This is a genomic window from Nitrospira sp. Nam80 (assembly GCF_965152575.1).
Genome location: NZ_OZ224216.1, coordinates 3,551,024 through 3,576,184, shown reverse-complemented (window position 1 = coordinate 3,576,184; position 25,161 = coordinate 3,551,024). Strand labels below are relative to the sequence as shown.

Genomic DNA, 25,161 nt, shown 5'->3' with positions numbered 1-25,161 from the left:
CAAATCCTCTTCCCTCCTGAATCCTTCTTCAGTACGATAGGTTCCGCCTGTTCGCTTCTCGGTTGCCGACTGCGTCCATGCGTCTGTCGAGACAGCAAAAAAAGATCCTTTCCGCGCTCGCCGTCGCGCTCGGCGTTTTCGTCACTGTTGTTCTCGTGCAGATGACCGGATGGCTTCAGGTCGCCGAATTAAAGGCCTTGGATCATGTGATCCGGGGATATGCCGACCCGGCGAAAGCCCATCCCGGCATTGTCCTGATTGCGATTGATGAATCAAGTCTCGAAGCGTTCGGTCGCTGGCCCTGGCCGAGGGATCGCCATGGCTACGTGGTCCGCTATCTCAAAGAGGCCGGCGCTAAGGCGGTGGTCTTTGACCTGATGTTTTTCGAGCCGGATGAGAATGCCGCCGAATTCGACGAGTCGTTTGTCCAGGATGTGAAAGAAGCGGCCAATGTCTATGTGCCGGTATTGTTGCGCACTGAAGCGGCGGGTCAAGACCGGGAGCCGGCTACTTCGCTTTCTCGTTTCACGGTCAACGGCGAGGACGAAGCCAAAAATAAGATCTGGAGTTCCTACCGGAGCGTGAAGTTTCCGATTCCCGGCTTGGCGCAGTCGGCGCGTGGCCTGGGATTCATCAATCTCACCGCCGATGCAGACGGGCCGACCAGGCGCGTACCTTTGTTGGCGAAGGCCGGGACGTTGACGGTTCCCCACATCGCCCTGGCCGCAGCCCGAGACCTTCTCGGAGCTGAGACCCTCGCGATCGAAGACGGCTCGTTGCGGCTCAGGGCTCGAACCGTTCCGATGGTGTCCGACGGGACATTGTGGATCAATTGGCATGGCACGCTCGAGCAGACGTATCGCCAGTACGCGATCGGCCAGGTGCTGCAGTCCTTCGCGCAGATGGAAAAACACGAGCGGCCCCTGTTGGACCAGGCCCTCTTCCGAGACAAGATTGTCTTTATCGCCGGGACCGCGGCCGGCTTGTACGACTTGCGGGTGACGCCATTTTCGAGCGCGACGCCCGGCGTGCTGATTCATATGACCGTCTTGGATAATCTGCTGCAGGGCCAATTTCTCAAGCCGGTGCCTCGGGCGGCGGGGCGGACGTTCTTACTGGTACTGTGCCTTTCTTCCGCCGCGTCCTTCATGATGAGTTCATCCCATTGGGTGAAGTTCGGCATGACCGGAATCCTGGCGGCGGTGTCGTACGGGCTCGCTGTGTACGCCTTCACGGAGCATGGCCGGTGGCTGGACATGGTGTTTCCCGAGGCGGCGTTGGCCATGACGTTTGCAGCGGCCGCGACCGTCGAATATCTCACCGAAGGAAAGCAGCGGCGCCAAACCAGGGCGGCGTTCGACAAATACATGTCGCCCGAGGTGGTGGACGAGATCATGCGGGATCCGGAGTCGATCAAGCTGGGCGGCGAAAAAAAAGAGATCAGCATTTTCTTTTCCGATGTGGCCGGCTTCACCACGATCTCGGAGCGACTTGAACCTGAAGAATTGGTTTTGCTGCTCAATCAATACCTTTCGGCGATGACCGATATCATTCGACGCCACCGCGGAAACGTGAATAAGTATTTGGGCGACGGCATCATGGCGCTGTTCGGCGCGCCATTGGGGGAGTTGAACCATGCGAGCCTGGCCTGCTATGCGGCATTGGACAGTCAGGCCGAATTGGCTCGGCTCCGGGAGGCGTGGAAGCAACAGGGGCTGCCCGAGATCAGCGCCAGGATCGGCATCAACTCGGGATTCTGCATTGTCGGCAATATGGGCTCGCAATCCAGGTTGGAGTATACGGTCATGGGCGATTGCGTGAATCTTGCGTCCCGTTTGGAGGGCGCCAATAAATTCTATGATACGCCGATTTTGCTTGGAGCCAGGACGGCGGAGCTGGCGAAAAATGATATTGAAGTGCGGGAGGTGGACCGATTACGTGTAAAAGGGAAAACCGAGCCTGTAGTCGTCTATGAATTGCTGGCGAGAAAGGGGGCGCTGTCTCCGCCGCGAATGAAAATGGTGGCGGTCTATCGAGAGGCACTGGCCGCCTACAAGGAGCGCAATTTCTCCCTGGCCCAGGCCCGATTCAACGATGCGCTGGAGCTGGATCCGGCGGACGGACCATCAAAGGTTTACCTGTTGCGGTCGCATCAATATATGAACGCGCCGCCGCCCGCGTCGTGGGACGGCGTGTACGAGTTGAGGGAGAAATAAGCGCGACGGTTTTCGCGCGGCGGAAATATAACGCAGAGATTGAGGGATGAGAAAGAACTCGATAAAAAGGAGGTTGCCGGTGAGGCCCGGAAAGGCTTGGTGGTATGGGATGGTGGTGCTCAGTGCGACCCTCTGCTTCGGCCATTCGCCGGCATGGGCGGAAACCTTGTACGTTCAAGCCAAGACGGCGCAGCTGCGAGCAGGCAAGACGTCGATCGACTCCGTGGTCGGAAACGTCAGGTATGGCGAGGCGGTCGAAGTGTTGTCGCGTGACGGCAACTGGACGCAGGTCAAGACCTCCGGAGGAACCAAGGGCTGGATGTTCTCCAGCAAACTGTCTCAATCGAAACCGTCCGGAGGCAATGAAACCCTGGCGCGCTTGGGACAGAACATGAGAAGCGGCGACGCCTCGGCCGTCACCGCATCCGCCGGGGCGCGCGGCCTCGACAAGGCGTCGGAAGGCTATGCCGATCGAGCGGGGATTTCCCCACGGGATCGACAAGCCGTCGATCGCATGAGCGCATATCAGATTCCCGATGAAGAGGTCGAAGAATTCTTGAAAGAAGGAGGGCTGGGCGAGTATGCGAAATAACAGAAGCGCGATCGTCGCCGTCTGTGCAGGGCTGCTGGCGGCATCGGGATGCGCCGAAATGCAGCGGGTGGCGGAAGATGCGGCGCGGAAGTCCGGCAATCCTCGGATGGCCAATGCTATCCACGGCGCAAGTACGCTGGCCGCGAGTCTCCTTCCGATCGGCTATGACGAGGAAAAGTCCATCGGCGAGGCGATCGCGCTGCAAGTCGTCGCGCGGTACGGTGGGACGGTCGAGCAGCCGGACCTGATTCGCTATGTGAATCTCGTGGGAAAGGCCGTGGCGAACACGTCGGATCGGCCGGATATCCCGTATCGCGTGGCCGTTTTGAATCATGACTCGATCAACGCCTTCGCCGCGCCGGCCGGCTACATCTTCGTCACCCGCGGGTTGCTGAAACACATGGAGAATGAGGCGGAATTGGCCGCCGTGTTGGGTCATGAGATCGCGCATGTCAGCCAGAAGCATATCCTCGATGTGATCCAGCGGACCAAACGCATTGCCGGCATCAGCGAAGCCGGATTGTCCTATGCGACCAAAGATCCGGCTGTCTTCAAGAATGTCATCGATAATGCGGTGAAGAAACTACTCGATGAAGGACTCGACCAGGACAAGGAGACCGAAGCGGATGCCTTGGGCGATGTGTTCGCCGCCCGTGTCGGATACGATGCATCGGCCTATGTGGGCCTGTTGACTCGCCTCAGAGAATTGAAAGGCGAGGACCAGGCGTTTTTCAAAACCCACCCCAACTTTTCCATGCGCATCAAGGCGGTTCAGGAAGTCATCCGGGCCAAGAGTCTCCAATCGAACGGCGTGCTGTTGCCGGACCGCTTTGCGCGACGAGGGAAAGTGACATAGCCACGATGAGGACCAGCCACTGTTGGAGCAGGCGCGACGGCAGACGGAGGCGGATGATTGGTGTTACGGTTCGCAGTCTCCGCTCTTGCCCTCACTTTGACAACCATCGCAAGCCGTCCGGCACGTGCTGACGCATGCCGGATACGACCGGGGTACCTGGAGGGCTTGAGCATGTTGGCCAAATACATCCATAAAGCAAATGCCGACTACAGGCGCCATTCGGCGACGGATTCCACTCAGGCTCGTTGCGGACCGAAGCCGAATACCATCGCGCCGTCGCCGTCCTCGACGATATTATCGACGAAATCGGGGAAGACGATTCCCATCCTCTGGCCGACTTGGCGGAAACTCTGGCACTTGCAATCGAGGCGTAGAAAACCATCATGTGCGCATTCCGGATCTCACCGGCTCCGCGATCCGATTCTCTCCGGCAAGCGCGACCTGAATGTACGACAAATCGGGAGGTTGGCAGGGCGGTTCTGTGTCTTCCCCCCTGCCTTCCATACCGGTCTCCCACCGAACGACGTACCACCCGTCGAGGGTGGCGAAAGCAAGAGACAGATAAACAGTAACAGCAGACGTTACTCAGGGTTAAGGATCAGCCACTGTTGAAGCAGGTGCGACAGCAGACGGAGGCGGACGGTTTGTTGCGCGGCAGAGCCGGGGATGATCTCCGGTGTTCGTTCGGGGGCCATCCCGGCGAGCAGTGATGCGGCGGTATCTTGCTCGGCCGGTGCGGTGTCCGATGATATGGCCGGCAGCGAAACGACGACCGGCATCGACGGGGCGATGATATCGCGGGCGATGAGGTAACTCCGCAGTGCGGCCCGTTCTTTCTCGGACTGTCCCGCCAGTACAAATATGGCGCCGATCGATTCCGGCAGATACTCTTCCCAAACCGGCCAAAACCGTTGCTCCCCGCGCACCGAGACTAAGTGGAGCGCGAGTTGAGACGACAAACGGACCCGACCGATTTCATGCTGTGAGGTATCGGGCGAATCTTGCCGTTCCAGGGCCGCCCACTTCGAGCCGGACAAATCCATGACCAGTCCATGGATCACCTCGCCCGTCGCCACCGCCGCGTCGCCCACCACAAGAATCCGCAAAATCAAGGGAGGCGCAGTTTGTATTCGGGTAAGGGCATACCGTTTACCGATGGACTGGAGGAGCCTCAAGGTTTCCGCCACCGGCTCGGTTGCCGAAGTTGGGACGGTGTCCGATGATTCTTCCGGTGAAGTCTGTGCCAGATGGCGCTCGTGCTCTTCCAGCAGGCGAAGATCCTCGAAGAGGAGATGCGCCATGCTGGCCGTGATCGGCATCTGTTCCGGCACGGCATCGGCGATAAAGGCAAATCGTCCCGTCTTCCACCCGAGCAGGCGAAACAACGGCTCTTCGCGGGCCGGTGACCGGATGTCGGCTTCGACGATGACTCCGTCCTTGATATAAATCGTTCCGGTCCGCTCGCCATGGCTCAACACGAGCGCCCCCGTCCGTTGTTCCAGCTCCAACGCCTGCACCAAGTCCAGAATGTCGATGTCGTCGATGCGCCCGCTCCAACCGATGCGTTCAAGCGAGAGCTTCTTGGCTTGTTCGATCCGCTCCATGGCGGTGTCCACACTTTGGACCACGCGATCCAGCGAACAGGGTTTCGTCAGATATTCGTCCGCCCCGATACGGCGGGCTTTCATCCGTTCCGCTTCATGGTCGCGGGCCGTCAGAAAGATAAACGGAATGGTGCGCGTCGCGGCATCCCGCCGGAGATGCCGGCACAGCTCATAGCCGTCCATGCCGGGCATGGTGATATCGGCGATGATGAGATCCGGTTTGTCCTGTTGGATCTTGTGGATGGCTTCGTGTCCGTCCAAGGCTGTGGTGACCTCGCATTGTCGTCCTCGAAGATATAACGACAGCACGCGCAACCAATTGGGCTCGTCGTCGGCGACGAGGATTTTTGGCTTCACCGTCCGCTGGAGGCTCGTCGGCATGGGAATGGCTCGATCGATGAATGACGTTGTGAGAACTCCGGCCAACCGTATGCCGGCTGGTCGGATCAAGCCCAGTGTTCGCGCCGTGGCACGATGATGGAGAGATGATGAGACCGGAGGGTGTGTCGGCGTGGAGTGTTACGTCAGGATCGAAGGCTGACCGATGCCATGGATGACGTCCTCCGAAATGACGACCGACTTGACTCCTTCGAGCGCCGGGACCTCATACATCAGATCCAACATGACTTCCTCAAGAATGGAGCGGAGCGCCCGGGCGCCGGTCTTCATGGTTCCGGCGCGATGCGCAATGGCTTTCACGGCGGCATCGGTGAATTGCAGCTCGATGTGCTCCAACTCGAACAGCGCCTGATACTGCTTGATCAGCGCATTCTTCGGTTCGGTCAGCACGCGGACGAGCGCGCCCTCGTCCAGGTCCGTGAGCGTGGTAAAGACGGGGAAGCGGCCGACGAACTCGGGAATGAGCCCGAACTTCAGCAGATCGTCCGTGTGCACCAGATCCAGCAGGCCGCCGGGCCCCAGACTTTCGCGCGGGGTGATCGTGGCGCCGAATCCCAACCGTTTGTGGGTGGTCCGCTGCGCGACGATCTGATCCAATCCGACAAATGCGCCGCCGCAGATGAAGAGAATATTCGACGTATCCACCCGCAGATAGTCTTGCTCAGGATGTTTGCGGCCCCCCTTCGGGGGCACATTGCAGACCGTCCCTTCAACCATTTTCAACAGAGCCTGTTGAACCCCTTCGCCGGACACATCCCGTGTCAAGGACGCGCTTTCGGATTTCCGGCTGATCTTGTCAATTTCATCGATGTAGATGATGCCGGTTTCAGCCCGCTTCAAGTCGTAATCGCAGGCCTGAAGCAGCTTAAGGACCACATTCTCCACGTCTTCTCCGACATACCCCGCTTCGGTCAACGTGGTGGCATCGGCAATGGCGAAGGGAACATGCAGGACCTTGGCCAGCGTTTGCGACAACAGTGTCTTGCCGGTGCCGGTGGGGCCGATCATCAGAATGTTGCCTTTCTGAAGTTCGACGCCTTTGAGCCGGTCTCGGCTTAAGATGCGCTTGTAATGGTTATGGACCGCCACGGACAAGACTTTCTTCGCCTGATCTTGTCCGATGACGTAATCGTCCAGGATGCGTTTGATTTCGGTCGGTTTCGGCAGGAGAAAATTCGAGCTGTCCCCGTTGGTCGCCTGCCCCGCATGCTCTTCGGCGAGAAACGTGGAGCAGAGCTTGATGCATTCATTGCAGATCAGCAATGTGGAACTGGCCTGGCAGGAGTCGCAACGATGCGTGGCCGGACTTTGGATCAGACTCCTCACCGTGCTCTGGCGCTTGCCGCAGAACGAACATTGCCGATCCTGTTTGCTCTTCGGTTGGCGGCTTTCCCAGAACACGTCCAATCACCTGCCGAATAGGATGAGGATGTTTCGATTTTAGTCTTGTCGCGGTCTCAAGCACAAGACCCTTGCGATTGCTCTTGGCCCACTCAGCCTGCCATGGGGAGGCTGGTAACAAAGACGCTTCCGGTTCCTTCGACGCTGGTCACTGTCAGGATGCCTCCGTTGTCTTCGACCAAGCGCTTCACGTTCGTCAGGCCCAGCCCGGTCCCATATTCCTTGGTCGTGAAGAACGGCTCGAATATGCGCGGTAAATGCGCGGTGGTGATACCCGGTCCCGTGTCTTTGATTTCCACTTCGACGAACCCGTTAGCTCCCCGCCGGGTGGTCATCGTCACACGACCTCCGGACGGCATCGCTTCCCGGGCGTTCATCAACAAATTGACGAGGGCTTCCTTTACCTGCTCCGGGTCGATTCGAACGGCGGGCAGATTGCTTCCAAACCGCGTTTCCACGCGGAGCCGCTCCATCCCCCCTTGGGCCTGCCACTGCCATAAGGCCGACCGCGCGACCTCTTCCACGGCGATCGTCCGGAGATCCGGCGGTTTTTGCCTCGCATAGCGAAGAAAATCGTTAATGCGGTGCGAGAGCTTGTCCACCTCTTCCATGATGTAGCGGGCCACTTCTTCTCTCACCGCATCGTCCTGCCGGTTTTCGAGAATGACCTGCGCGGAACTGCGGATGACGCCGAGGGGGTTGCGCAAATCGTGGGCAAGCGCCGCCAAGAGCTGTCCCACGGAGGCGAGTTTCTCCCGACGGATCAGCTCATGTTGTTGCAATTTGATGGTGCGGAGATTCTCTTCCAGCGTGTTGCGCATGGCCCGAAAACTTCTGGCGAGGTCCTCGATTTCATCCCCCGTACGATAATCCGCCTGGGGTGCCGGTGGAAGGACCGGTTCATCGCCGGACGCCGTGCGATCGAGCCCATGCCGGATCGCCTCGGCTTCCCGTTGAAGGGACGTAATCGGACGCACGATCCGAGAGCCGACGGCGAATCCCAACGAAGCAAGTGTGACCACCAGCGCCAACCCAAGTACGCCTACCGTCCAGAGCAGAGCATAGATGGGGGCATAGGTCTCTTCCGGCGCCTGCCTCACGAACGCGTACCAGTGATCGCCGCCCAAACTGGACGGGGTCAACACATGGTCAAAGCGCACGGGAGCGGCTCCTACGATGGCATTCCTCCCGCCGTGGGCATCATCCTCGGCTACGAGCCAAATGGGGCGAGTGCCGGTCAATCTGGCCAGCAGTTGTTCTGGGATCAGATGCAGAGTCGGGGGAAGAACCGGGCAAATCAGCGGCGTCCCTTGCGTATCGAGCAACATGCCATGTCCGGTATCGCCGATGTGGATCGGCAGGATCGTATTGGTGAGCACATCGCGCCGGACCACCAAGCCGACCGCCCCGATGGGCCGCTCCCGCGTTTCGTCCCGAATCGGGGCGGCCACCTCAAACACGTAGTCATTCAGTTGCGGGTCGAGAATCAATGAACTGACGTACGCACCGGCGGCGGTCGCTTTCATGGCCTCCTGCCACCAGTGTTGATCCGTCTGGATCGCGCGCGTGATGGGATCCGTCGAGGCGACCAGGGCGCCTTGCTGGTCGGCGACCATTACACGGACATAGTATCCCGTCTGCTCGGCCCATTCTCGAAGATAGCGAGCGGTGTCATCGGATTGAACGGCCTGCTCCCGATTCCGCCGGGCATCCCCGGCAATTCCCTCCTCCGACAAGAGGCGACGAATAGCCGCCTTGTCATGGCCCTGGTACCGCCTATTGGCAGCGACGACCCGTTGCTTTATCTGAACGGGGATGAGCGCCAGGCGGATGGCGCGATCGATCTCATTGTCTACGGCGGAGGCCAACCGGATGGCCGTGGAACGGGCGATCTCTTGAAAACTGTCCCCAATGGCTTGCTTCAGGCTGGTGGTGCTGTAGAGGTACGTGGCGATGAGGGCGGCAATTCCCGGCACGATGCCCACCACCAGCAACGAGAAAAAGAATTTCTTTTGGAGGCCGCCCGTGCGCGCCGGCTGGTCCATTGCGTGGCCGTCTTCACTTCAGATTGTATTTCGCCATGCGGTATCGGAGGGTATTGCGGGTCACTTTCAGCAGGCGACTGGCTTCCGACACGTTCCCCCCGGTCTTCTGTAAGGCTTCCTGGAGCATGGCCTTCTCAATTTCCTCAACGGAGAGTCCGAACGATAAGAGCGAGCGTTGGTCTATCGGTTCCTCAACAGGGCCTGCCACGGCGCCTTTGATCGTGGTCGGTAAATGTTCGGGGCGAATCTCACCGCCTTTGCAGATGATGGTGATCCATTCCACGACATTATGCAGCTCACGCACATTGCCGGGCCAGGAGTAACGCTGGAGCAGTGCAAGCGCCTCCGGCGCAATCCCCAGAATGCGGCTTCCTCGTTCCCGTCGCGCCGTGTCAAGAAAAAGATCGAGAATCGGCTCAATGTCTTCAGGCCGTTCACGCAACGCGGGGATGCGCAACTGGTACACGTTGATTCGGTAATACAGATCCAGCCGAAAGCGCTCCCGCTTGATTAGTTCGGGGAGCTCCTGGTTCGTCGCCGCAATGACGCGGATATCCACCTTTGTGCCTCGGACCCCGCCCAGAGGCTCGACGATGTGATGCTCCAGGACGCGAAGGAGTTTGGCCTGGGCCGCGAGACTCATTTCCCCGATCTCGTCGAGGAACAGTGTCCCGCGATCCGCCAACTGAAATCGTCCCGGTTTGCCTTTCTTCGCGTCGGTGAAGGCGCCCTTTTCATAGCCGAAAAGCTCGGATTCGAGCAGGTTCTCCGGTATCCCGGCGCAATTCAGCGCCACGAGCGGCCCTTGGGCCCGCGGGCTGGCCAGATGGATTGCTCGAGCCAGTAAGTCCTTCCCGGTTCCGCTTTCGCCGGTGATGAGCACGGTCGCATCGGTTTGGGCGACTTCCTGCGCCAGCCGCTTGACCAGGTCCATCTGCTTCGACACGCTTACAATCCGGTCGAAGCCGAACTGTTCCTGGAGCCCGGCCCGAAGATTCCGGTTATCCTGTGCGAGCCGCCGTACTTGAAGGGCGCGGCTGATGATGATCTTCAACTCCTCGTTGTCCACCGGCTTGGAGATGTAGTCGTAGGCGCCCTTCTGCATCGCCTCGACGGCGGACTTGACCGTTCCGTAGCCGGTGATAATGAGGACCGGCACGTCGGGCATCGATTGCTTGGCCGCCTCGAGGACCTCCATGCCGGAGACCGCTCCGAGTTGAAGATCGGTAATGATCAAGTCGAACGGCGATTGATCCTGGATCAACCGAACGGCGTCGGCGCCGGAACTCGCCAGGACGAGGTCGTATCCGGCCGGTTTGAGGACCAACTCGAACAGCCGTCGCATGCGTTCTTCGTCTTCAATGATGAGCAGGGTCGGAGGGGGCATCGCGATCGCCGATCAGCATGGACTTGGGTGGATCGACCCCTAGCCTATCATTATTGGAAAGAGTGGAGAAGTGGGCGTAGTTCGGGCGAACCGAGTTGAGTCATGTGTTATCCACCTGCTCCGGATGCTTTTCCTTGGAGCGCGCAAGCGAGATATTTCTCAGAAATCCGCCGTGTTTCGCCCGGCGAATCGGGCTTTGTCTGAAAGTCGATGCAAATTCGGCCTCGCTCAAGAGTTCCAATTTTTGCAGGTCCGGCGCGAGGGTCAGGGAAGAGGGCTGGAAGGCCGGTTCATCGGTGGCGACGGCATGCATATTGTACGGGCAGGCGTCCAAACAATCGTCGCAGCCGAAAATACGATTGCCGATCCTGGCCTTGATGTCCTCCGGTATCGTGCCGGCATCTCGCAATTCAATCGTGAGATACGAGATGCATCGACCCGCATCGACGACATACGGATTCGTGATGGCCTGTGTCGGGCAGGCCCGAATGCAGAGGGTGCAACTCCCGCACAGATCCGTTCCCGGGTCGTCCGCTTCCAGATCGAGCGTGGTCAGGAGTTCGCCGAGCAGCAGCCAGGAGCCGAATTGCGGTGAGACCAGATTGGAATGTTTGCCGATCCAGCCAAGGCCGGCTCGTTCGGCCCAAGCCTTTTCCATCACAGGTCCGGTGTCCACATACGAGCGTGTAATCGCTTCGGGCGCCAGGCGTGTGATGTGAGCCTCCAAGAGCTTAAGTCGGGATCCCATGACAGTGTGATAATCCAATCCCCAGGCGTATCGCGCAATGCGACCGCGGCCGGGCCCCTCGTCCGGCCGATGACCGCTGTTGTAATTCATGCCGACGGAGATGACGGAGCGGCAGCCCGCGAGTACGCGGGTGGGATCGGCCCGGCGCTCGGGATCGCGCGCCATCCAGGCCATGGTCGCATGATATCCGCGACTGAGCCACGATCCGAGCCTGGAAAGTAAGGTCTGGGAGAAAATCTCGGAAGGAGTAACTCGGCTGATTCCGACCGCATCGAACCCAAGCCGGCGCGCCTCGTCTTTGATCCCGAGCGCAAGAGAGTGAGGGAGCATGGGATCTACGAGCAGTCAAATCGCACGATGAATTGTACGGAACAACGGATGGAATCGCAGCGACTGCACGAGCCCACGATTTTCGTTTTCCAGTCCGAGGCTTTGGGATCGAACTGGCAAAACGTCTTCCCGGCCTTCGAAATGTTGGTCCACGGCTTCTTCGTCCCTGGAAAATGGACTACTTTGCAATCTTTCGGAAAAGGCACTTCACACCGGTGGGCGGGGTCGCCTTTGTCCATGCCGAAGCTACAAGATTGTTCAGTAGTGGCTGCATAATCATTCAGGGGCTGAGCGGACACGCTCGCCGCCTCGGCCAAGAGAAGGAACAACGGCGCACAGATTGGCGCGGACAGGAATGCCGTCCATTGCTTCATGGTCATGCTCTCCTTTGTGTTGCGGCATCCTAGCATAGCAGAATCAGACGGGGCGACTGCCGACGGCTCTCCGGTTGGATCATTCGTCAATTCAATTCGTCCATTCAAAACAGCGCGAGACGGAGTACACCGGGCATATAAGTTGCGTAACAGGCATGTGGTGAGTTGCCGTACCGGAATGTTCATCGGCGTGCCTAGCAGGCTGTTGAAAAGCGATGTTGGCTCATGGGAAATCGCTCTCTCGGAGAACTCCATGCAGGATGTTCAAAAAGGCCTTCCAGCGAGGCCGTAGCGAGGTGCACGGCGCGAAGAATAATGAGCGTCAGGCTTGTGCACGCAGGCGAGTCGATGAGCCGGCAGTGTCGTGAAGGCGAAGCGTTTCCATTATTACCCGGCCGCCCCGAGCCTGCCAAGACTCTTTTCCCGGGTTTGTACGTTGAGACTCTGAGCGAAGCGAGAACAAAGCTGGAGGGCTTTTTCAACATCCTGCTAGGGCCTCGTGTGACTCGCAGAATGGCAGCCCCCTCGCCATGACGGACTTGAGCAGGGTCCGCTGATTCCCGTGAAAAAGGCTGGAATTGTGCACGCCAAAGTTCTTGTTGTCGATGACGAAGTGGTCGTGGCTGAGGATATCCGCCGCCAGCTTCGATCCCTCGGCTATACCGTCGTCGGGGTCGCCTCCTCCGGCAGCGATGCGATTCGCCTGGGAGCCGAGCATCGGCCCGACCTGATTTTGATGGATATCAAACTCAAAGGGTCGATGGATGGGATCGAAACCGCCCGGACTATTCAAGCCCGCTTCAATATTCCCGTCATTTATCTGACCGCGTTCTCCGACGAGGAAACGTTGGCGCGGGCTCGACACACGCTTCCCTTGGCATACCTGATCAAGCCGTTTGTCAGCACCGATTTGCGCGCCGCGGTCGAACTCGCGCTGTTTCGCCATCGTGTGGCCCAGGCGGCGGATCAGAGGGGCCGTTGGCTCGATGCTGTCCTGCAGGCGATTGGGGATGCGGTCATCGCCGTCGATCCTTCCGGCAGGATCACGATATTGAACCAGTCGGCGGAAGCGGTGATGGGCTGGACCAAGGGCGAGGCGATAGGCCGTCCGATCGGTGACATTATGATTCTGTTGGACCCCGACACGCGCCGGCCGGTCACGAACCCGGCCCTTGAGGCCATTCAAACAGCCCGGATAGCCGGTTCCGGCACCATCGCCAGCATCTTGGTGGAACGGGAAGGGACTGAACGTATGGTCAGAAGCAATACCGCCTTGATTTATGATCCGCAGGGCCTTCCGGCAGGCGCGGTCCTAGTCTTTCGCCCGGTTCCCTAAATTCGGGCAGAGAGGTTCCTCCGATCCGAAGCCTCTCGCGTCGTCACCGAACCGCCAGGTATAATCCCCTCGACAAGGTTAATTAAGCCATCAAGCTGACGTCGCCCTGTTGAAAGTCTGGCTGCTAAGCCGGTTCCTAGAAAGGAGCACTCCATGCTCGCCACTCGCATCCGGCAGAAAGAAGGCACCTTCTACTTCATCGCCTATCCGGCTTCGGCGTTGTTGGACAAAATCCGATTCACGAGCCGGTATTACTTCGAAGGGGCGGAGATCCCTGCCGCATCCGTTTCCGAGCACGATGAGGTGGCGAAATTTATCGCGGGCATCGAGCGCAGCGAGCAAGGATTTCAGCGTGTCCTGAATCGGCAGAAAATCAAACAGATCGTGAATTTCTATGAAACGGTCGTGTCCCAGCCCATGGTGCCGGGGACAATCCTTCTATTTACGGACGAGACACTGCGCTTTCAACGAACGGGGGATTCCGAATCGCTCGGCCACTTGAGTGAACCGAAGGGCACGTATCTGGTCATCGACGGACAACACCGGCTCGCCGGCCTGCACTTTTTCCGCGAGCGGCATCCGGATCAGGCCGCGCAGGTCGAAGTGCCTTGCATCCTCTTTGACGGGCGCACCGCCGATTTTGCGACGGAGATGTTTGTCATCATCAACTCCACTCATACGCGGATCAACCGCTCGCATCTGGTGGACCTGTACGAAAAGGTATCATGGGAAAGTCCCGAGAAAAAATTCACGGCCAAGGTCGTCAACATGTTATATGAGGAAACCGACTCTCCGCTCCAATATAAGATCAATCGCTTGGGCGGGCGCAGCAAGCAGGAAAAATGGATTCTGCAATCGGAGATCTTCAACGAGTTGCTGAAGGTGCTGATCGCCCATAAACGCTGGATGGAGTCGCATTTGAATATGCGCGCCGACCGCTGCTATGCCCTGGTGCGGGATTACTTGAAGGGCGTGAAGGAGGTCATGGGTGACGTCTGGGGGAATAACGAGCGATACATGTTTACCCGGGACGTAACGTTGAAGGCGCTCATGCGCGTCTTGGACGACTTGATCATCGATCGCAAGTTGATCGGTGATTGGGAAACGACGCGCTCGCCGAAGCCCTTCGCCGAACTGCTGAAGCCCTGGGCGGCGCTCGGCAAAGAGTTTCGGGCCGAGGGATTCTACGAACGATTTCCCGCCAAGGGACAATTGGAACGAGTTCGCCGGGTGCATCAGCGGTTGCTCGATGCCCTCACAGGTTAGACATGCGGGCGCTCGTGACATACCCGGTGGTCGCATTCATTGTCCTCTTCTGCATCCAGGCATGCGTCGAGGCGGGAAGCGCCCAGGAACAGCCTTCACCGGTTCAAAGCCTGGCTGTCGCGTCCGATCCGTCCGGCGGCGTTCGAGCGACGGCGAGCCTGCTCTTCCCCGTTTCTCCCCGCATCATACAAAGTGTCCTCACGGATTACCGGAAATGGCCGGAACTATTTGAGGTGCGGATGAAGCTTGCTGACGTGGAAGAACGGCAGGGACGGGTAGTGACTGATTTGTACATCGAGCATCCGCTCATGCCGGGAGCCCGGAGACTGGTCTGCGAATCTGAAACCTTGCCGGCCGGAGGGCTCGTGACGGAACTTATGAGCGGCGACTTCAAGCGGTATCATCGGGTCTGGAGGCTCGGGCCTGCCGACGGGGGCTTGCACACGCGGGCCGAGTTTGACCTGATTGTGGAGGTTGAGACGATCGTCCCTGATTGGGTGATGGCGATGGCGATGCAGCGCGAGCTGGAAGCCCACTTTAGAATTGTCACGGAACGGGCGATGGAGCGGGCGCGGAAGGAAAGGTGAATTCCGTCAATTCGGCTTTTTCGAGCCCGCGTTTGACCAAGGAGCCCACATCGAAGACGCGCTCGATTTTGCGCACGGTATCCAACCTCGTGCGCGTGCTCGGGTGAGCGGGCACGAACAGTTTGCAGCAATCCTGATCCGGTTCGATCGAGGTCTCGAAAGTCCCGATCGCCTGCGCCTGATCCGTAATCTCAATCTTATCCATGCCGATCAGCGGCCGGAGGATCGGCAGTTCAGCCGCTTCCTCGGTGACTGAGAGGTTATCCGGCGTCTGGGACGCGACTTGTCCCAGGCTGTCTCCCGTCGCGAGGGCCCAGCAACCTTCACGCCGCGCCAGCTCCTCGGCAATGCGGACCATCATGCGGCGATAGAGTACCACGCGGAACGGCGCCGGAGAGCCGGTCACAATGTCCCGCTGGATTTCTCCGAATGGAACGATGTAGAGGCGAGAGTGATATTGATAGCCGGTCAGCAGCCGGGCAATTTCCTGAACTTTCTCTTCCGAGGCGCGGCTCACCAGCGGCCGGCCGGAAAAATGCACAAACACCACACGGCAGCCCCGTTTCATCATCCGGTAGGCGGCGACCGGTGAATCGATGCCGCCGGAAAGCAACGCGGCGATCGTGCCGCTGACGCCGACCGGCATGCCTCCCGGTCCGAACTCTTTCCGAGCGGAGAGGTGCGCTTCCTTCGTGAGGAGTTCGATATGGACCGTCAGGTCCGGATGTGCCAAATCGACCGCCTTGCCGGTCGACTCGCGCAGGTGTTGGCCGATGACTCGTTCCACATCCATCGAGGTCAGGGGCAGGCGCTTATCCGCCCGTTTGGCCGATACGCGAAACGTGTGGAACGGTACGTCGCGGACCTGCCGGAACGCGGCTTCCTTCAAGTCTTCAAGATCCGGACAGGAGAGGTTCAGATCAACAGCCTCGGTCAACAGGAAATTGGAGATGCCGAACACGCGGCTCAGACGCTCTCGGATGAGATCAGGCGGGAGGCCGTCCGGTACAGTCACCCGCATCCGTCCTCGAAGAGCTTCCACGCGCCTGACCCCCACATCACGCACAGCTTCGCGGATATTTCGAAGCAATTGTTGCTCGAAGGACTCGCGATTGCGTCCCTTCAATGCCAGTTCGTGATAATGGATGATCGCGCAACGCATCTTCAGCGTTCCTCGTATTTCGTGCAGCGTACGATAAAGTACGATTAGTCGTGTTCGTAAAAGGCAAACGTCGCCAGCGGGAAAGCCCTCCGTTCCCGCTTCGGCACACGAGCGACGCTTCACGAGCGACGCATCACGAGCGACGCATCACATTCCGGCGGCTTCCAAGTAGCGCTCTGTGTCGATGGCTGCCATGCAGCCTGAACCGGCGGCCGTGACCGCTTGCCGATAGGTGTAGTCCTGGACGTCGCCGGCCGCAAATACGCCGGGAATGCTGGTGGCGGTCCCTTTTCTGGTGATGATGTATCCGGCCTGATCCATGTCCAGTTGGTTCGTGAAGAGGTCGGTATTGGGCTTATGGCCGATTGCGATGAAAATTCCGCCGCAGGCCAGTTCCGTCTTGTGGCCGGTCATGATATTGCGAAGACGAACGCCCGTCACCGTGTTCTCCCCCAAGATTTCTTCGACGACAGAGTTCCAGGCGAAAGTGATCCTCTCATTTTTCATGGCCCGCTCTTGCATGATTTTGGACGCCCGGAGCCTGTCGCGCCGATGGACCACCGTGACTTTGGAGGCAAATTTCGTGAGGAAAATGGCTTCCTCGATCGCGCTGTCGCCGCCGCCGACCACAACGAGTTCCTGCCCTCTGAAAAAATAGCCGTCGCATGTGGCACAGGTTGAAACGCCATGGCCCCAAAGCCGTTCTTCGCCCGGCAGGCCCAGTCGGATAGGAGAAGCGCCTGTCGCAATGATCAGGGCCTTGGCCTGTTCGATTCTGTCGCCGTCGATGGTCACCTTGAAGGGCCTGGTTTTTAAATCGACAGCGGTGACATCTCCCGTAATGAATTGCGTGCCGAACCGTTCGGCCTGAGCGCGTACCTGCTTCATGAGGTCCGGCCCCATAATTCCCGTCGGAAAGCCGGGATAATTTTCCACTTCGGTCGTGGAGGCCAGTTGTCCTCCCGACTGCCATCCCTCGATCAGGACCGGGTTGAGGTTGGCTCGCGAGGTATAGATGGCCGCGGTCAACCCTGCCGGTCCCGATCCGATAATGATCACGTGGTGCATAATAAAAATCTAACACAGGGATAGGCGGATTGCACCGCCTGGCTTGCCTCGTTCTATGGCGCGGCGGCGGCGCCTGTACGACACCAAGCATGACCTTTAATGCTACTTACGCTTGCCGACTGTTTCCTGGAGAATTTGCTTCCATTCGTCTCGAGCGACGGCCGGCATGGTCGTGATCTGGATGTGGCCCATGGAGGCGTTGAGAACCGCGGCCTTCATCGCCGTTCGGTTGTCGGGAAAATCCCAAATTGCGATGACATCATACTCGCCGAGACAATAGTAAGCCTGGACCAGTTTTCCGCCGAGAGATTGCGCGGTCTTCCTGACCATATCCGCCCGTTCAACGCCTTTCTCCTTCATCGTGGTGACGCCCTGCTGGGTGAACTTCACAAGGCTGACATAGATCGGCATGGAAAACCTCCCGGTTGAGGTAGAAGAACGAATCGGGTCCTGGCGTGATTCTAAAACCGTTGGCCGGTTTGGACAAGAAGAGATCATGCCTTTTTCTGTAGCTCGCGATAGAGACGGGCAACCATCCGTTTCAACTTCGAAAGCGGCATGGTACCGTCCAAGACGATGCTGGCCATTCGGCGTTTGCGCGCGAGAGGCATCTGGCTGTTGATGCGGCGCAGGACCTGGGCTCGAGGGAGGCCGGTCCTCCGAGTCAGCCGTTCGATCTGGGTGCGGCGGTCGGCGCTTACTACAATAATCTCATCGACACGTGCATCCACGCCGGCCTCGAAAAGCAGCGGCACTTCGTAAATGACGACGGCATTCGGTCGTCGTTCGGCGATCGTCTTTGTCAACCGGGTTTGGAGGCGTGCGACTCTCGGATGAATCATCTGTTCAAGGCGCCGGAGTTTGCGCGGTGATTGAAACACAATGGCTCCCAGCGCTTGTCGATTGATGGATCCGTCGGAGCGAAGGATGGATTTGCCGAATGTCCGGACAATGTCCCGCCATGCCGGTTTGCCCGGCTCCACGACCTGCCGCGCTAATTGATCCGCGTCAATCACGAGCGCGCCGCATCGATGAAACAGACCAGCGACGGTGCTCTTGCCGGTTGCCACCCCGCCGGTGAGTCCTACTACAATCATAGCCGCGGACCTTATCACGGAGATGCCGGTCCGGCCAATAAGGCTCGCCATGGACACCCAATTGACAAGCCGGCGCATGCGCCTGTAAGAGCTAAGTGATGCCTCGACTTGGAACGGTCCTCTGCTTGGCGCTGCTTCTCGGCGTGATGGAATCGGCGGTTGCCGAAGAACCCTTTGTTTCGAATTCGAGAACATTGACCGTCGCGCAGGACGGATCGGCGCAGTACCGGTCCATCCAGAGCGCGATCGATGAGGCTCGGAAGGGGGACACCATCTTGATCGGTCCCGGGGCCTACCGGGAGGATGTCAGGATTCATAACAAGGAGCGAATCAAGCTGATCGGGGCCGGCATGGATCAGGTGACCCTGCTTGGCAGCGATGTCGTCGGCGTCCTCTTCGTGGGCAAGCTGCCCTACGGAGCGTCGGACATTGAAATCAGCGGGCTCACGGTCAACGAGCATGGAGGCCAGGCGGTCGGCGTGTTCCTAGGGCGACGCATTGTGCTGCGCCGGGTTCGTGTAAACGGCCTGCTCTTCGGGCAGCAAGTGGAGGATGTCCGCATTGAGGACAGCGTTCTGGGCGGCAGCGAAACGACGGGTATCCAATTCGTCGATTCACAGGCGGCGTTGGTAGGAAACTTCATTCATGACAACGACCACGGTGTGAACGTCGTCGGCAAGTCCAATGTGCGTCTCGAACGAAATATCATCACCAGAAGCTTGTTCGAAGGGGTGGTCGTGGGTGATCGGTCGACGGCCGAACTCATCGGCAACACGATCGTCAAGAATGGAGGGGGCGCCGCGTTTCTAGGCGCCTCACAAGTGCAGGCGAGGGGGAACATTGTGAATCTCAACCGCTTCGGATTCATGGTCGGTCCTTCCAGCCGTGTCTCGATGGGCTTCAATGCGCTGCATAATGAGGAGGGCAACTATTTGCGTCATGGTTCTCCGCCGCAGCCGGCTCCGGAACTCCAGCCTGACTCGGATTTGACGGTTGCCGCGGAGTTTGTTGACACCAAAGCGGATGACTTTCGCTTGAAGGCCGATACCTCCCTGGTCAAGATCGGTGGATTTTCCTATCTCGGCGCGCTGCCTCCGGTGGCGCAATCTGAGTAACGTCCAGTCCCGAAAGCCGCACGTTATTACACGGTTAGAGCGCTTTTTCACGGTGGAACAAAACCATGTGCTATGCTTCAATGTACAGAGAATCGGTGAGATACGATGAACACGCTTCGAGCTGGCTTAAGAATTGCTCACATGCTACCGAAAAAGGATTGGAGGGTAATAGGTGGCCAGTTATCGACCGAATCTTGAGAAACGTGACACGGACGGAATTCCTTCCCTGGAAGAAATTGAATCGGGCAAGTTAGTCGGAGCCATTCTTCCCATGTCGGAGCAGGCGCAGCTCCAGTTGCGTGACAGCATCGAGGTCATCGACTATCTGATGAATCAGGAAAGCGTCGTCTGGAGCTAGGTCGAGGCAGCAGCCTTCCCATTAGTTTCTCCACGCATCCCGCACCAATCTTCATCGCATCTCGTTCTCCCGGTGATCTCCTCTTTCGTCGTTCCGTAAGGATATGTCCTCGGGCCTGGCGGACCTAGGACATCCCGAACCCACAGTATTCATGGACGCTTCTACTGCAATCGCCGATACGCCTCAACATACTGTTTCAAAAGTATGCTTCGGTCGCTCGGCGCGCCACGCGCCCATCTCGCCTGGCGTCTTGGCGGTTTCGTTACGAACCGTCATGAATAACGTGGGCTAACCGCCGTGTGATCTCCGGGCTGACGATGATAATCCGCTAGGTGATCTGCTACGGATATTGATTGTCCCGGAGCCGGAGCGCATGCTATGCCACGGAAAACGGCGATTGAACGGAAAGATCGAGGTGGCTATGCGAGAGGAGACCCCCGCGCCGACGAAATCGGGACAGACGGATCAATCAGCTGAGTTGAATCGCCTCGATGAGGATGCCAAGCGACAGAAGCATTGGAAGCGCTGGGGCCCTTATCTGAGCGATCGAGCCTGGGGAACCGTCCGCGAGGACTATAGTCCATACGGCACTGCGTGGGAGGCATTGCCGCATGACCATGCCCGCTCAAAAGCCTATCGATGGAACGAAGACGGATTGGGAGGAATCTGCGACCGGCATCAATATGTCTGTTTTGCCCTGGCCTTATGGAATGGTCGTGATGCGATTCTGAAAGAGCGGCTGTTTGGACTCACGGGCAATGAAGGCAATCATGGGGAAGATGTCAAAGAATATTATTTTTACCTCGATTCGACGCCGACCCACTCGTATATGAAATTTTTGTACAAATATCCGCAGGCGGCCTTTCCCTATGCGCGTCTCGTGGAAGAGAACCGCCGGCGCGGTCGGAGCAGTTTCGAATATGAACTGGTGGATACAGGCGTGTTCGACGACCATCGCTATTTTGATGTTCTTATCGAATATGCCAAGACGTCTCCGGAGGATATTCTTATCAGGATTCAGGCCATTAATCGCGGGCCTGATCCCGCCGAATTGATCCTGCTGCCGACCCTCTGGTTTCGCAACACCTGGTCCTGGGGGCTCGACGTCCGCCGCCCGCGGATGCGGCGTGGAGAGAGCATGGGTGATCTCAGCGTGATCGAGTTCAATCACGACCATTATGGGTATCGGCGGCTGCTGTGCGAAGGCGCTCCCCATCTTTTGTTTACGGAAAACGAGACGAATTCCCGCCGGCTGTATCGCGATCCGGATGGTTCCCGATACGTGAAGGACAGCATCAACGACTATATCGTTCACGGGGATAAAGGAGCCGTCAATCCGGACGAGGTCGGCTCCAAAGCTGCCGCTCAGTATGTCGTGGCTCTGCCGCCCGGCGGCGCCTCGACGATTCGGTTGCGACTGACCAACGCCGCGGATAGCCAGACGCTGAGCAGGGATTCGCACGATCGCATCTTTACCCAGCGTATTCGGGAGGCCGACGAGTTTTATGACGGCTTGGCGCCGGAGGATCTCTCGGAAGACGGCCGAAGCGTTCAGCGCCAGGCCTTTGCAGGACTGTTGTGGAGCAAGCAATTTTATCACTATGACGTCGATCGCTGGCTCAAGGGCGATCCGGCCGGCCCTCCGCCGCCACGCCAACGGTGGCGCGGCCGGAATGCCGATTGGACGCATCTCTACAATGCCGACGTCATCTCGATGCCGGACAAATGGGAATATCCTTGGTATGCAGCGTGGGATTTGGCGTTTCACTGCATTCCCTTGGCGCTGGTTGATTCCACATTCGCCAAGGACCAACTGGTCCTCATGCTCCGTGAATGGTACATGCACCCCAACGGGCAGATTCCAGCCTATGAATGGGCGTTCGGGGACGTGAATCCGCCGGTCCATGCCTGGGCCGCATGGCGCGTCTATAAGATCGAGAAAAAGCGCAAAGGCGCCGGCGATCGGGTTTTTCTCGAGCGGGTCTTCCATAAACTCCTCTTGAACTTCACCTGGTGGGTGAATCGGAAGGACGAGGGCGGGAAGAATATTTTTCAGGGAGGGTTTCTCGGTCTCGATAATATCGGCGTCTTCGACCGCAGCAAACCGCTGCCCACCGGCGGGCATATCGAGCAGTCGGACGCCACCAGTTGGATGGGCATGTATTGCCTCAACATGCTGATGATTGCGCTGGAACTGGCCCGCGATAACCGGGCGTATGAAGACGTCGCGAGTAAGTTTTTTGAGCACTTCGTCTATATCTGCCGCGCCATGAACAACATGGGCGGCGAGCGGATCGAATTATGGGACAAGGAGGACGGCTTCTTCTACGACGTTCTGCATTTGCCGGACGGACGCAATTGCCCGCTGAAGGTGCGGTCCATGGTGGGACTGATCCCGCTCTTCGCCGTGGAAACGTTGGACTCGGAACTCGTCGACAAGCTGCCGCGCTTCAAGCATCGGATGCAATGGTTCATCGAGAACCGGCCGGACTTCAGCAGCCACGTTGAGACCCAGACGGCGGACGGCGGCGTCCGTCGCTTCCTGTCTCTGGTTCATCGCCATCGACTCAGGAAAGTGCTGCAATATATGTTGGACGAAGCCGAGTTCCTTTCCCCGCACGGCGTGAGGGCCTTATCGCGACGTCATAAAGATCATCCCTATGTCATGTCTGTCATGGGGGTAGAACATCGAGTCGATTATGAGCCGGCGGAGTCCACGACGGGGCTGTTCGGCGGCAATTCCAACTGGCGGGGGCCGGTCTGGTTTCCGGTCAATTATCTCATCATCGAATCCTTGCAGAAATTTCACTACTATCTTGGCGATCGGTTCACGGTGGATTTTCCGACCGGTTCTGGCAACAAAGTCACATTATGGGAGGTCGCGGCCGAGCTTTCCCGCCGGTTAACGAGGATTTTTCTGCGCGACGAGGACGGCCGGCGCCCTGTGTACGGCGGCACGACGCTCTTTCAAACCGATCCACATTGGAACGACCTGATCCAATTCTATGAGTATTTCCATGGGGACAACGGCGCGGGAATCGGGGCGAACCATCAGACCGGCTGGACCGGCCTTGTCGCCAAACTCATCCAGCAAAGCGGGGAGTGAGGGAAGTAGGATTTGGTGATTTGACGAAGGACGAATTGGCAAATGAATCAGAATGAGTAGGATTTGGTGACCAAACGTTCCACAAGGACGAACCACGCCGATAGTCATGCAGGTCGACACAGAAGATTGCCGGAATCTCGCTCGGGCGGTGAGCCTGGAATGGTTGGAAACGAATGGACGGGGCGGGTTTGCCTCCGGGACGGTCGCGGGCGCGAACACACGGCGATATCACGCGTTACTGCTGGTGGCGTTGAAACCGCCGACCGACCGGTATGTCCTTGTGAATCACCTGGAAGAATGGGTGGAGTCCGGTTCGCACACTTTTCCTCTCTCGACGAACCTCTATGGTGGGGTCGTCCATCCGGACGGCTATCGCCGGTGCCAAACCTTTTCAACTGATCCCTGGCCGACGTGGACCTATCAGGAGGGTGAATTGTCCCTTCAACGGGAACTGTTCTGCTCCTGGGGGCGCGACGTCATTGTGATCAGATGGCGGCTAAAGAGGGGACCTGCCCAGAGTGTCACACTGAGAGTGAAGCCGATGCTCTCCGGCCGCGATTATCATGCGACGCATCACGAGAACAGCACGCTGTCAGCGCAGGCGTCGGATGGTGACGGCCGGGTCAGTTGGCAGCCCTACGGTGCGCTGCCGCCGGTGCACGCCGTTCATAACGGCCGATATCGCCATGCGCCGGACTGGTATCGACGACTCTCTTTGCCGATGGAACGACAGCGAGGCCTCGATGACCAAGAAGATTGGTGGTCGCCGGGAGAGATTTCGTTTACGCTCTCGCCCGGGCGATCCGCCGACTTGATCCTGACGACCGAGTCCATCGAGGAGGCGTATGTGTCAGATCTGGAAAAAGATGAACTGGCTCGCCGGAAACAACTGGTCGATTCGGCGCCCCGGCGGCACCGACTGGCTCATTCACTGTGGCGTGCCGCACCGTCGTACTTGTCGATCCGCGGCGCGGGCCATACGGTCATCGCCGGGTATCCGTGGTTTACGGATTGGGGCCGCGACACCTTCATCGCGCTCCCCGGTCTTTGCCTCGTCACCGGCCGGCATGAATCGGCCTGGCAGATCATCGAAGCCTTCGCCGCCCATGTTTCGGAAGGAATGGTGCCGAATCGGTTCCCCGACGCGGGAGAGCGACCGGAGTACAATGCCGTTGATGCGTCGCTCTGGTTCATCCATGCAGTCGATCGCTATCGCTCCTACAGCGCAGACGAAGCGCGCGTGAAGCGACGAGCATGGCCGGCCATCAAGCAGATACTCGATGGCTACCGGAAGGGGACCCGCTTTAATATTCATCGAGACCGGGACGGCTTGATCGCGGGTGGAGAACCCGGCGTGCAACTGACCTGGATGGATGTCAAGATCGATGGGCGCCCTGTGACTCCGCGTCATGGAAAGCCGGTGGAAGTCCAGGCCCTATGGGTACGAGCGCTTGCGATCGCCGAAGAGTTGGCCGCCCGGTACGGTGAGGTCCGGTATGCGAACCTGTGTCGAAAGGATCGCGAGCAGGCGATTCGATCGTTCCGGGATCGCTTTTGGTGCGAGGCATCAGGCTATCTGTACGACGTGATCGACGGGCCGGAAGGCCACGACGCGACGCTGAGACCGAATCAGCTCTATGCGATTGCATTCAATGACGGTCTTGTGTCGAAGAAGCAGGCCGATCGCGTCCTTGATGTAGTCCGTGCCAAGCTGTTGACCCCGGTCGGCATCAGAACCTTGCCGCCTGATGATCCCCGCTATCGTCCTCGTTACGAGGGTGGTGTGGCCGATCGAGACGGCGCCTATCATCAAGGGACGGTGTGGCCGTTTCTGCTGGGACCCTTTGTGACCGCATGGATCACGACAAAAGGCCGATCGCCGAAAATCAAAAAACAAGCGCGCGAATTTCTCCAGGGAATCGAACGCCGTTTGGATGAGGCTTGTCTCGGGCAGGTGTCCGAAATTTTCGATGCGGAGCCGCCGCATGCGCCTCGCGGGTGTCCGGCGCAGGCTTGGTCTGTTGCGGAACCGTTGCGGACTTTGCTGGAAGATATCGGAGCCCGTTTTCCCTCCTCGAAACAGTTTTCTTGACAGCCGCGGTTTTTTTCCTGTA

At 58.6% G+C, this 25,161-nt stretch carries 21 protein-coding genes; 11 read left to right on the top strand and 10 right to left on the bottom strand.

The window, feature by feature from the left end:
- The first annotated feature begins 77 nt into the window (after positions 1 to 77).
- The 4 genes from ACWGXE_RS16870 to ACWGXE_RS16855 all read left to right on the top strand — a co-directional run bounded on the left by ACWGXE_RS16870 (position 78) and on the right by ACWGXE_RS16855 (position 4,038).
- On the top strand, positions 78 to 2,216 hold the full coding sequence (locus ACWGXE_RS16870; protein ID WP_447599162.1) for a CHASE2 domain-containing protein: 2,139 nt from the start codon (positions 78 to 80) through the stop codon (positions 2,214 to 2,216).
- A 79-nt stretch (positions 2,217 to 2,295) separates the two neighbouring features.
- A complete protein-coding gene (locus ACWGXE_RS16865) occupies positions 2,296 to 2,808 on the top strand; it encodes an SH3 domain-containing protein (RefSeq protein WP_447599161.1) in 513 nt (170 codons plus the stop codon).
- Positions 2,798 to 3,664 (top strand): M48 family metalloprotease, encoded by an 867-nt coding sequence (locus ACWGXE_RS16860; RefSeq protein WP_447599160.1) that lies wholly within the window; start codon positions 2,798 to 2,800, stop codon positions 3,662 to 3,664. Before ACWGXE_RS16865 ends, ACWGXE_RS16860 begins: the two co-directional genes overlap by 11 nt.
- A gap of 245 nt (positions 3,665 to 3,909) precedes the next feature.
- A complete protein-coding gene (locus tag ACWGXE_RS16855) occupies positions 3,910 to 4,038 on the top strand; it encodes a hypothetical protein (protein ID WP_447599159.1) in 129 nt (42 codons plus the stop codon).
- A gap of 207 nt (positions 4,039 to 4,245) precedes the next feature.
- Here ACWGXE_RS16855 and ACWGXE_RS16850 read toward each other — a convergent pair whose 3' ends face one another.
- From ACWGXE_RS16850 to ACWGXE_RS16825, 6 genes are all read right to left on the bottom strand, one after another.
- The gene (locus tag ACWGXE_RS16850) at positions 4,246 to 5,649 is read right to left on the bottom strand and encodes a response regulator (protein ID WP_447599158.1); all 1,404 of its coding nucleotides are present in this window, start codon (positions 5,647 to 5,649) and stop codon (positions 4,246 to 4,248) included.
- 138 nt (positions 5,650 to 5,787) lie between these two features.
- Positions 5,788 to 7,068, bottom strand: coding sequence for an ATP-dependent Clp protease ATP-binding subunit ClpX (clpX, locus tag ACWGXE_RS16845; RefSeq protein ID WP_447599157.1), 1,281 nt, complete (start codon positions 7,066 to 7,068; stop codon positions 5,788 to 5,790).
- Positions 7,069 to 7,160: 92 nt separating this feature from the next.
- Positions 7,161 to 9,113: a sensor histidine kinase gene (locus ACWGXE_RS16840; protein WP_447599156.1), complete on the bottom strand. Its 1,953-nt coding sequence runs from the start codon at positions 9,111 to 9,113 to the stop codon at positions 7,161 to 7,163.
- 13 nt (positions 9,114 to 9,126) lie between these two features.
- On the bottom strand, positions 9,127 to 10,500 hold the full coding sequence (locus tag ACWGXE_RS16835; protein WP_447599155.1) for a sigma-54-dependent transcriptional regulator: 1,374 nt from the start codon (positions 10,498 to 10,500) through the stop codon (positions 9,127 to 9,129).
- A gap of 100 nt (positions 10,501 to 10,600) precedes the next feature.
- Complete coding sequence (gene queG / locus ACWGXE_RS16830; protein WP_447599154.1) at positions 10,601 to 11,578, bottom strand: tRNA epoxyqueuosine(34) reductase QueG; 978 nt, start codon at positions 11,576 to 11,578, stop codon at positions 10,601 to 10,603.
- Between the two features lie 5 nt (positions 11,579 to 11,583).
- Positions 11,584 to 11,952, bottom strand: coding sequence for a hypothetical protein (locus ACWGXE_RS16825; RefSeq protein WP_447599153.1), 369 nt, complete (start codon positions 11,950 to 11,952; stop codon positions 11,584 to 11,586).
- Between the two features lie 580 nt (positions 11,953 to 12,532).
- Here ACWGXE_RS16825 and ACWGXE_RS16820 point away from each other — a divergent pair.
- The 3 genes from ACWGXE_RS16820 to ACWGXE_RS16810 all read left to right on the top strand — a co-directional run bounded on the left by ACWGXE_RS16820 (position 12,533) and on the right by ACWGXE_RS16810 (position 15,141).
- Entirely contained in the window at positions 12,533 to 13,288 is a 756-nt protein-coding gene (locus ACWGXE_RS16820) for a response regulator (protein ID WP_447599152.1), read from the top strand.
- Between the two features lie 153 nt (positions 13,289 to 13,441).
- Positions 13,442 to 14,554, top strand: coding sequence for a DGQHR domain-containing protein (locus ACWGXE_RS16815; protein ID WP_447599150.1), 1,113 nt, complete (start codon positions 13,442 to 13,444; stop codon positions 14,552 to 14,554).
- Positions 14,555 to 14,568: 14 nt separating this feature from the next.
- Positions 14,569 to 15,141, top strand: a complete 573-nt coding sequence (locus ACWGXE_RS16810; RefSeq protein WP_447599149.1) for a hypothetical protein — start codon at positions 14,569 to 14,571, stop codon at positions 15,139 to 15,141.
- On the opposite strand, the gene thiI is transcribed toward ACWGXE_RS16810, so the two are convergent.
- The 4 genes from thiI to coaE all read right to left on the bottom strand — a co-directional run bounded on the left by thiI (position 15,101) and on the right by coaE (position 18,468).
- Positions 15,101 to 16,303, bottom strand: coding sequence for a tRNA uracil 4-sulfurtransferase ThiI (gene thiI / locus ACWGXE_RS16805; protein WP_447599147.1), 1,203 nt, complete (start codon positions 16,301 to 16,303; stop codon positions 15,101 to 15,103). The genes ACWGXE_RS16810 and thiI overlap by 41 nt on opposite strands.
- A gap of 147 nt (positions 16,304 to 16,450) precedes the next feature.
- The gene (trxB, locus tag ACWGXE_RS16800) at positions 16,451 to 17,371 is read right to left on the bottom strand and encodes a thioredoxin-disulfide reductase (RefSeq protein ID WP_447599145.1); all 921 of its coding nucleotides are present in this window, start codon (positions 17,369 to 17,371) and stop codon (positions 16,451 to 16,453) included.
- A gap of 102 nt (positions 17,372 to 17,473) precedes the next feature.
- A complete protein-coding gene (locus tag ACWGXE_RS16795) occupies positions 17,474 to 17,782 on the bottom strand; it encodes a GYD domain-containing protein (protein ID WP_447599143.1) in 309 nt (102 codons plus the stop codon).
- 83 nt (positions 17,783 to 17,865) lie between these two features.
- Positions 17,866 to 18,468 carry a dephospho-CoA kinase gene (gene coaE, locus ACWGXE_RS16790; RefSeq protein ID WP_447599142.1) on the bottom strand — a complete coding sequence of 201 codons (603 nt, stop codon included), beginning with the start codon at positions 18,466 to 18,468 and terminating at the stop codon, positions 17,866 to 17,868.
- A gap of 98 nt (positions 18,469 to 18,566) precedes the next feature.
- Between coaE and ACWGXE_RS16785 the strand changes: the two genes are divergently transcribed.
- The 4 genes from ACWGXE_RS16785 to ACWGXE_RS16770 all read left to right on the top strand — a co-directional run bounded on the left by ACWGXE_RS16785 (position 18,567) and on the right by ACWGXE_RS16770 (position 25,139).
- Positions 18,567 to 19,583: a pectinesterase family protein gene (locus tag ACWGXE_RS16785; RefSeq protein WP_447599141.1), complete on the top strand. Its 1,017-nt coding sequence runs from the start codon at positions 18,567 to 18,569 to the stop codon at positions 19,581 to 19,583.
- 172 nt (positions 19,584 to 19,755) lie between these two features.
- Positions 19,756 to 19,941, top strand: a complete 186-nt coding sequence (locus ACWGXE_RS16780; RefSeq protein ID WP_447599140.1) for a hypothetical protein — start codon at positions 19,756 to 19,758, stop codon at positions 19,939 to 19,941.
- 421 nt (positions 19,942 to 20,362) lie between these two features.
- On the top strand, positions 20,363 to 23,047 hold the full coding sequence (locus ACWGXE_RS16775; RefSeq protein ID WP_447603770.1) for an MGH1-like glycoside hydrolase domain-containing protein: 2,685 nt from the start codon (positions 20,363 to 20,365) through the stop codon (positions 23,045 to 23,047).
- A gap of 106 nt (positions 23,048 to 23,153) precedes the next feature.
- Positions 23,154 to 25,139 carry an amylo-alpha-1,6-glucosidase gene (locus ACWGXE_RS16770; protein WP_447599139.1) on the top strand — a complete coding sequence of 662 codons (1,986 nt, stop codon included), beginning with the start codon at positions 23,154 to 23,156 and terminating at the stop codon, positions 25,137 to 25,139.
- Positions 25,140 to 25,161 lie beyond the last annotated feature (22 nt).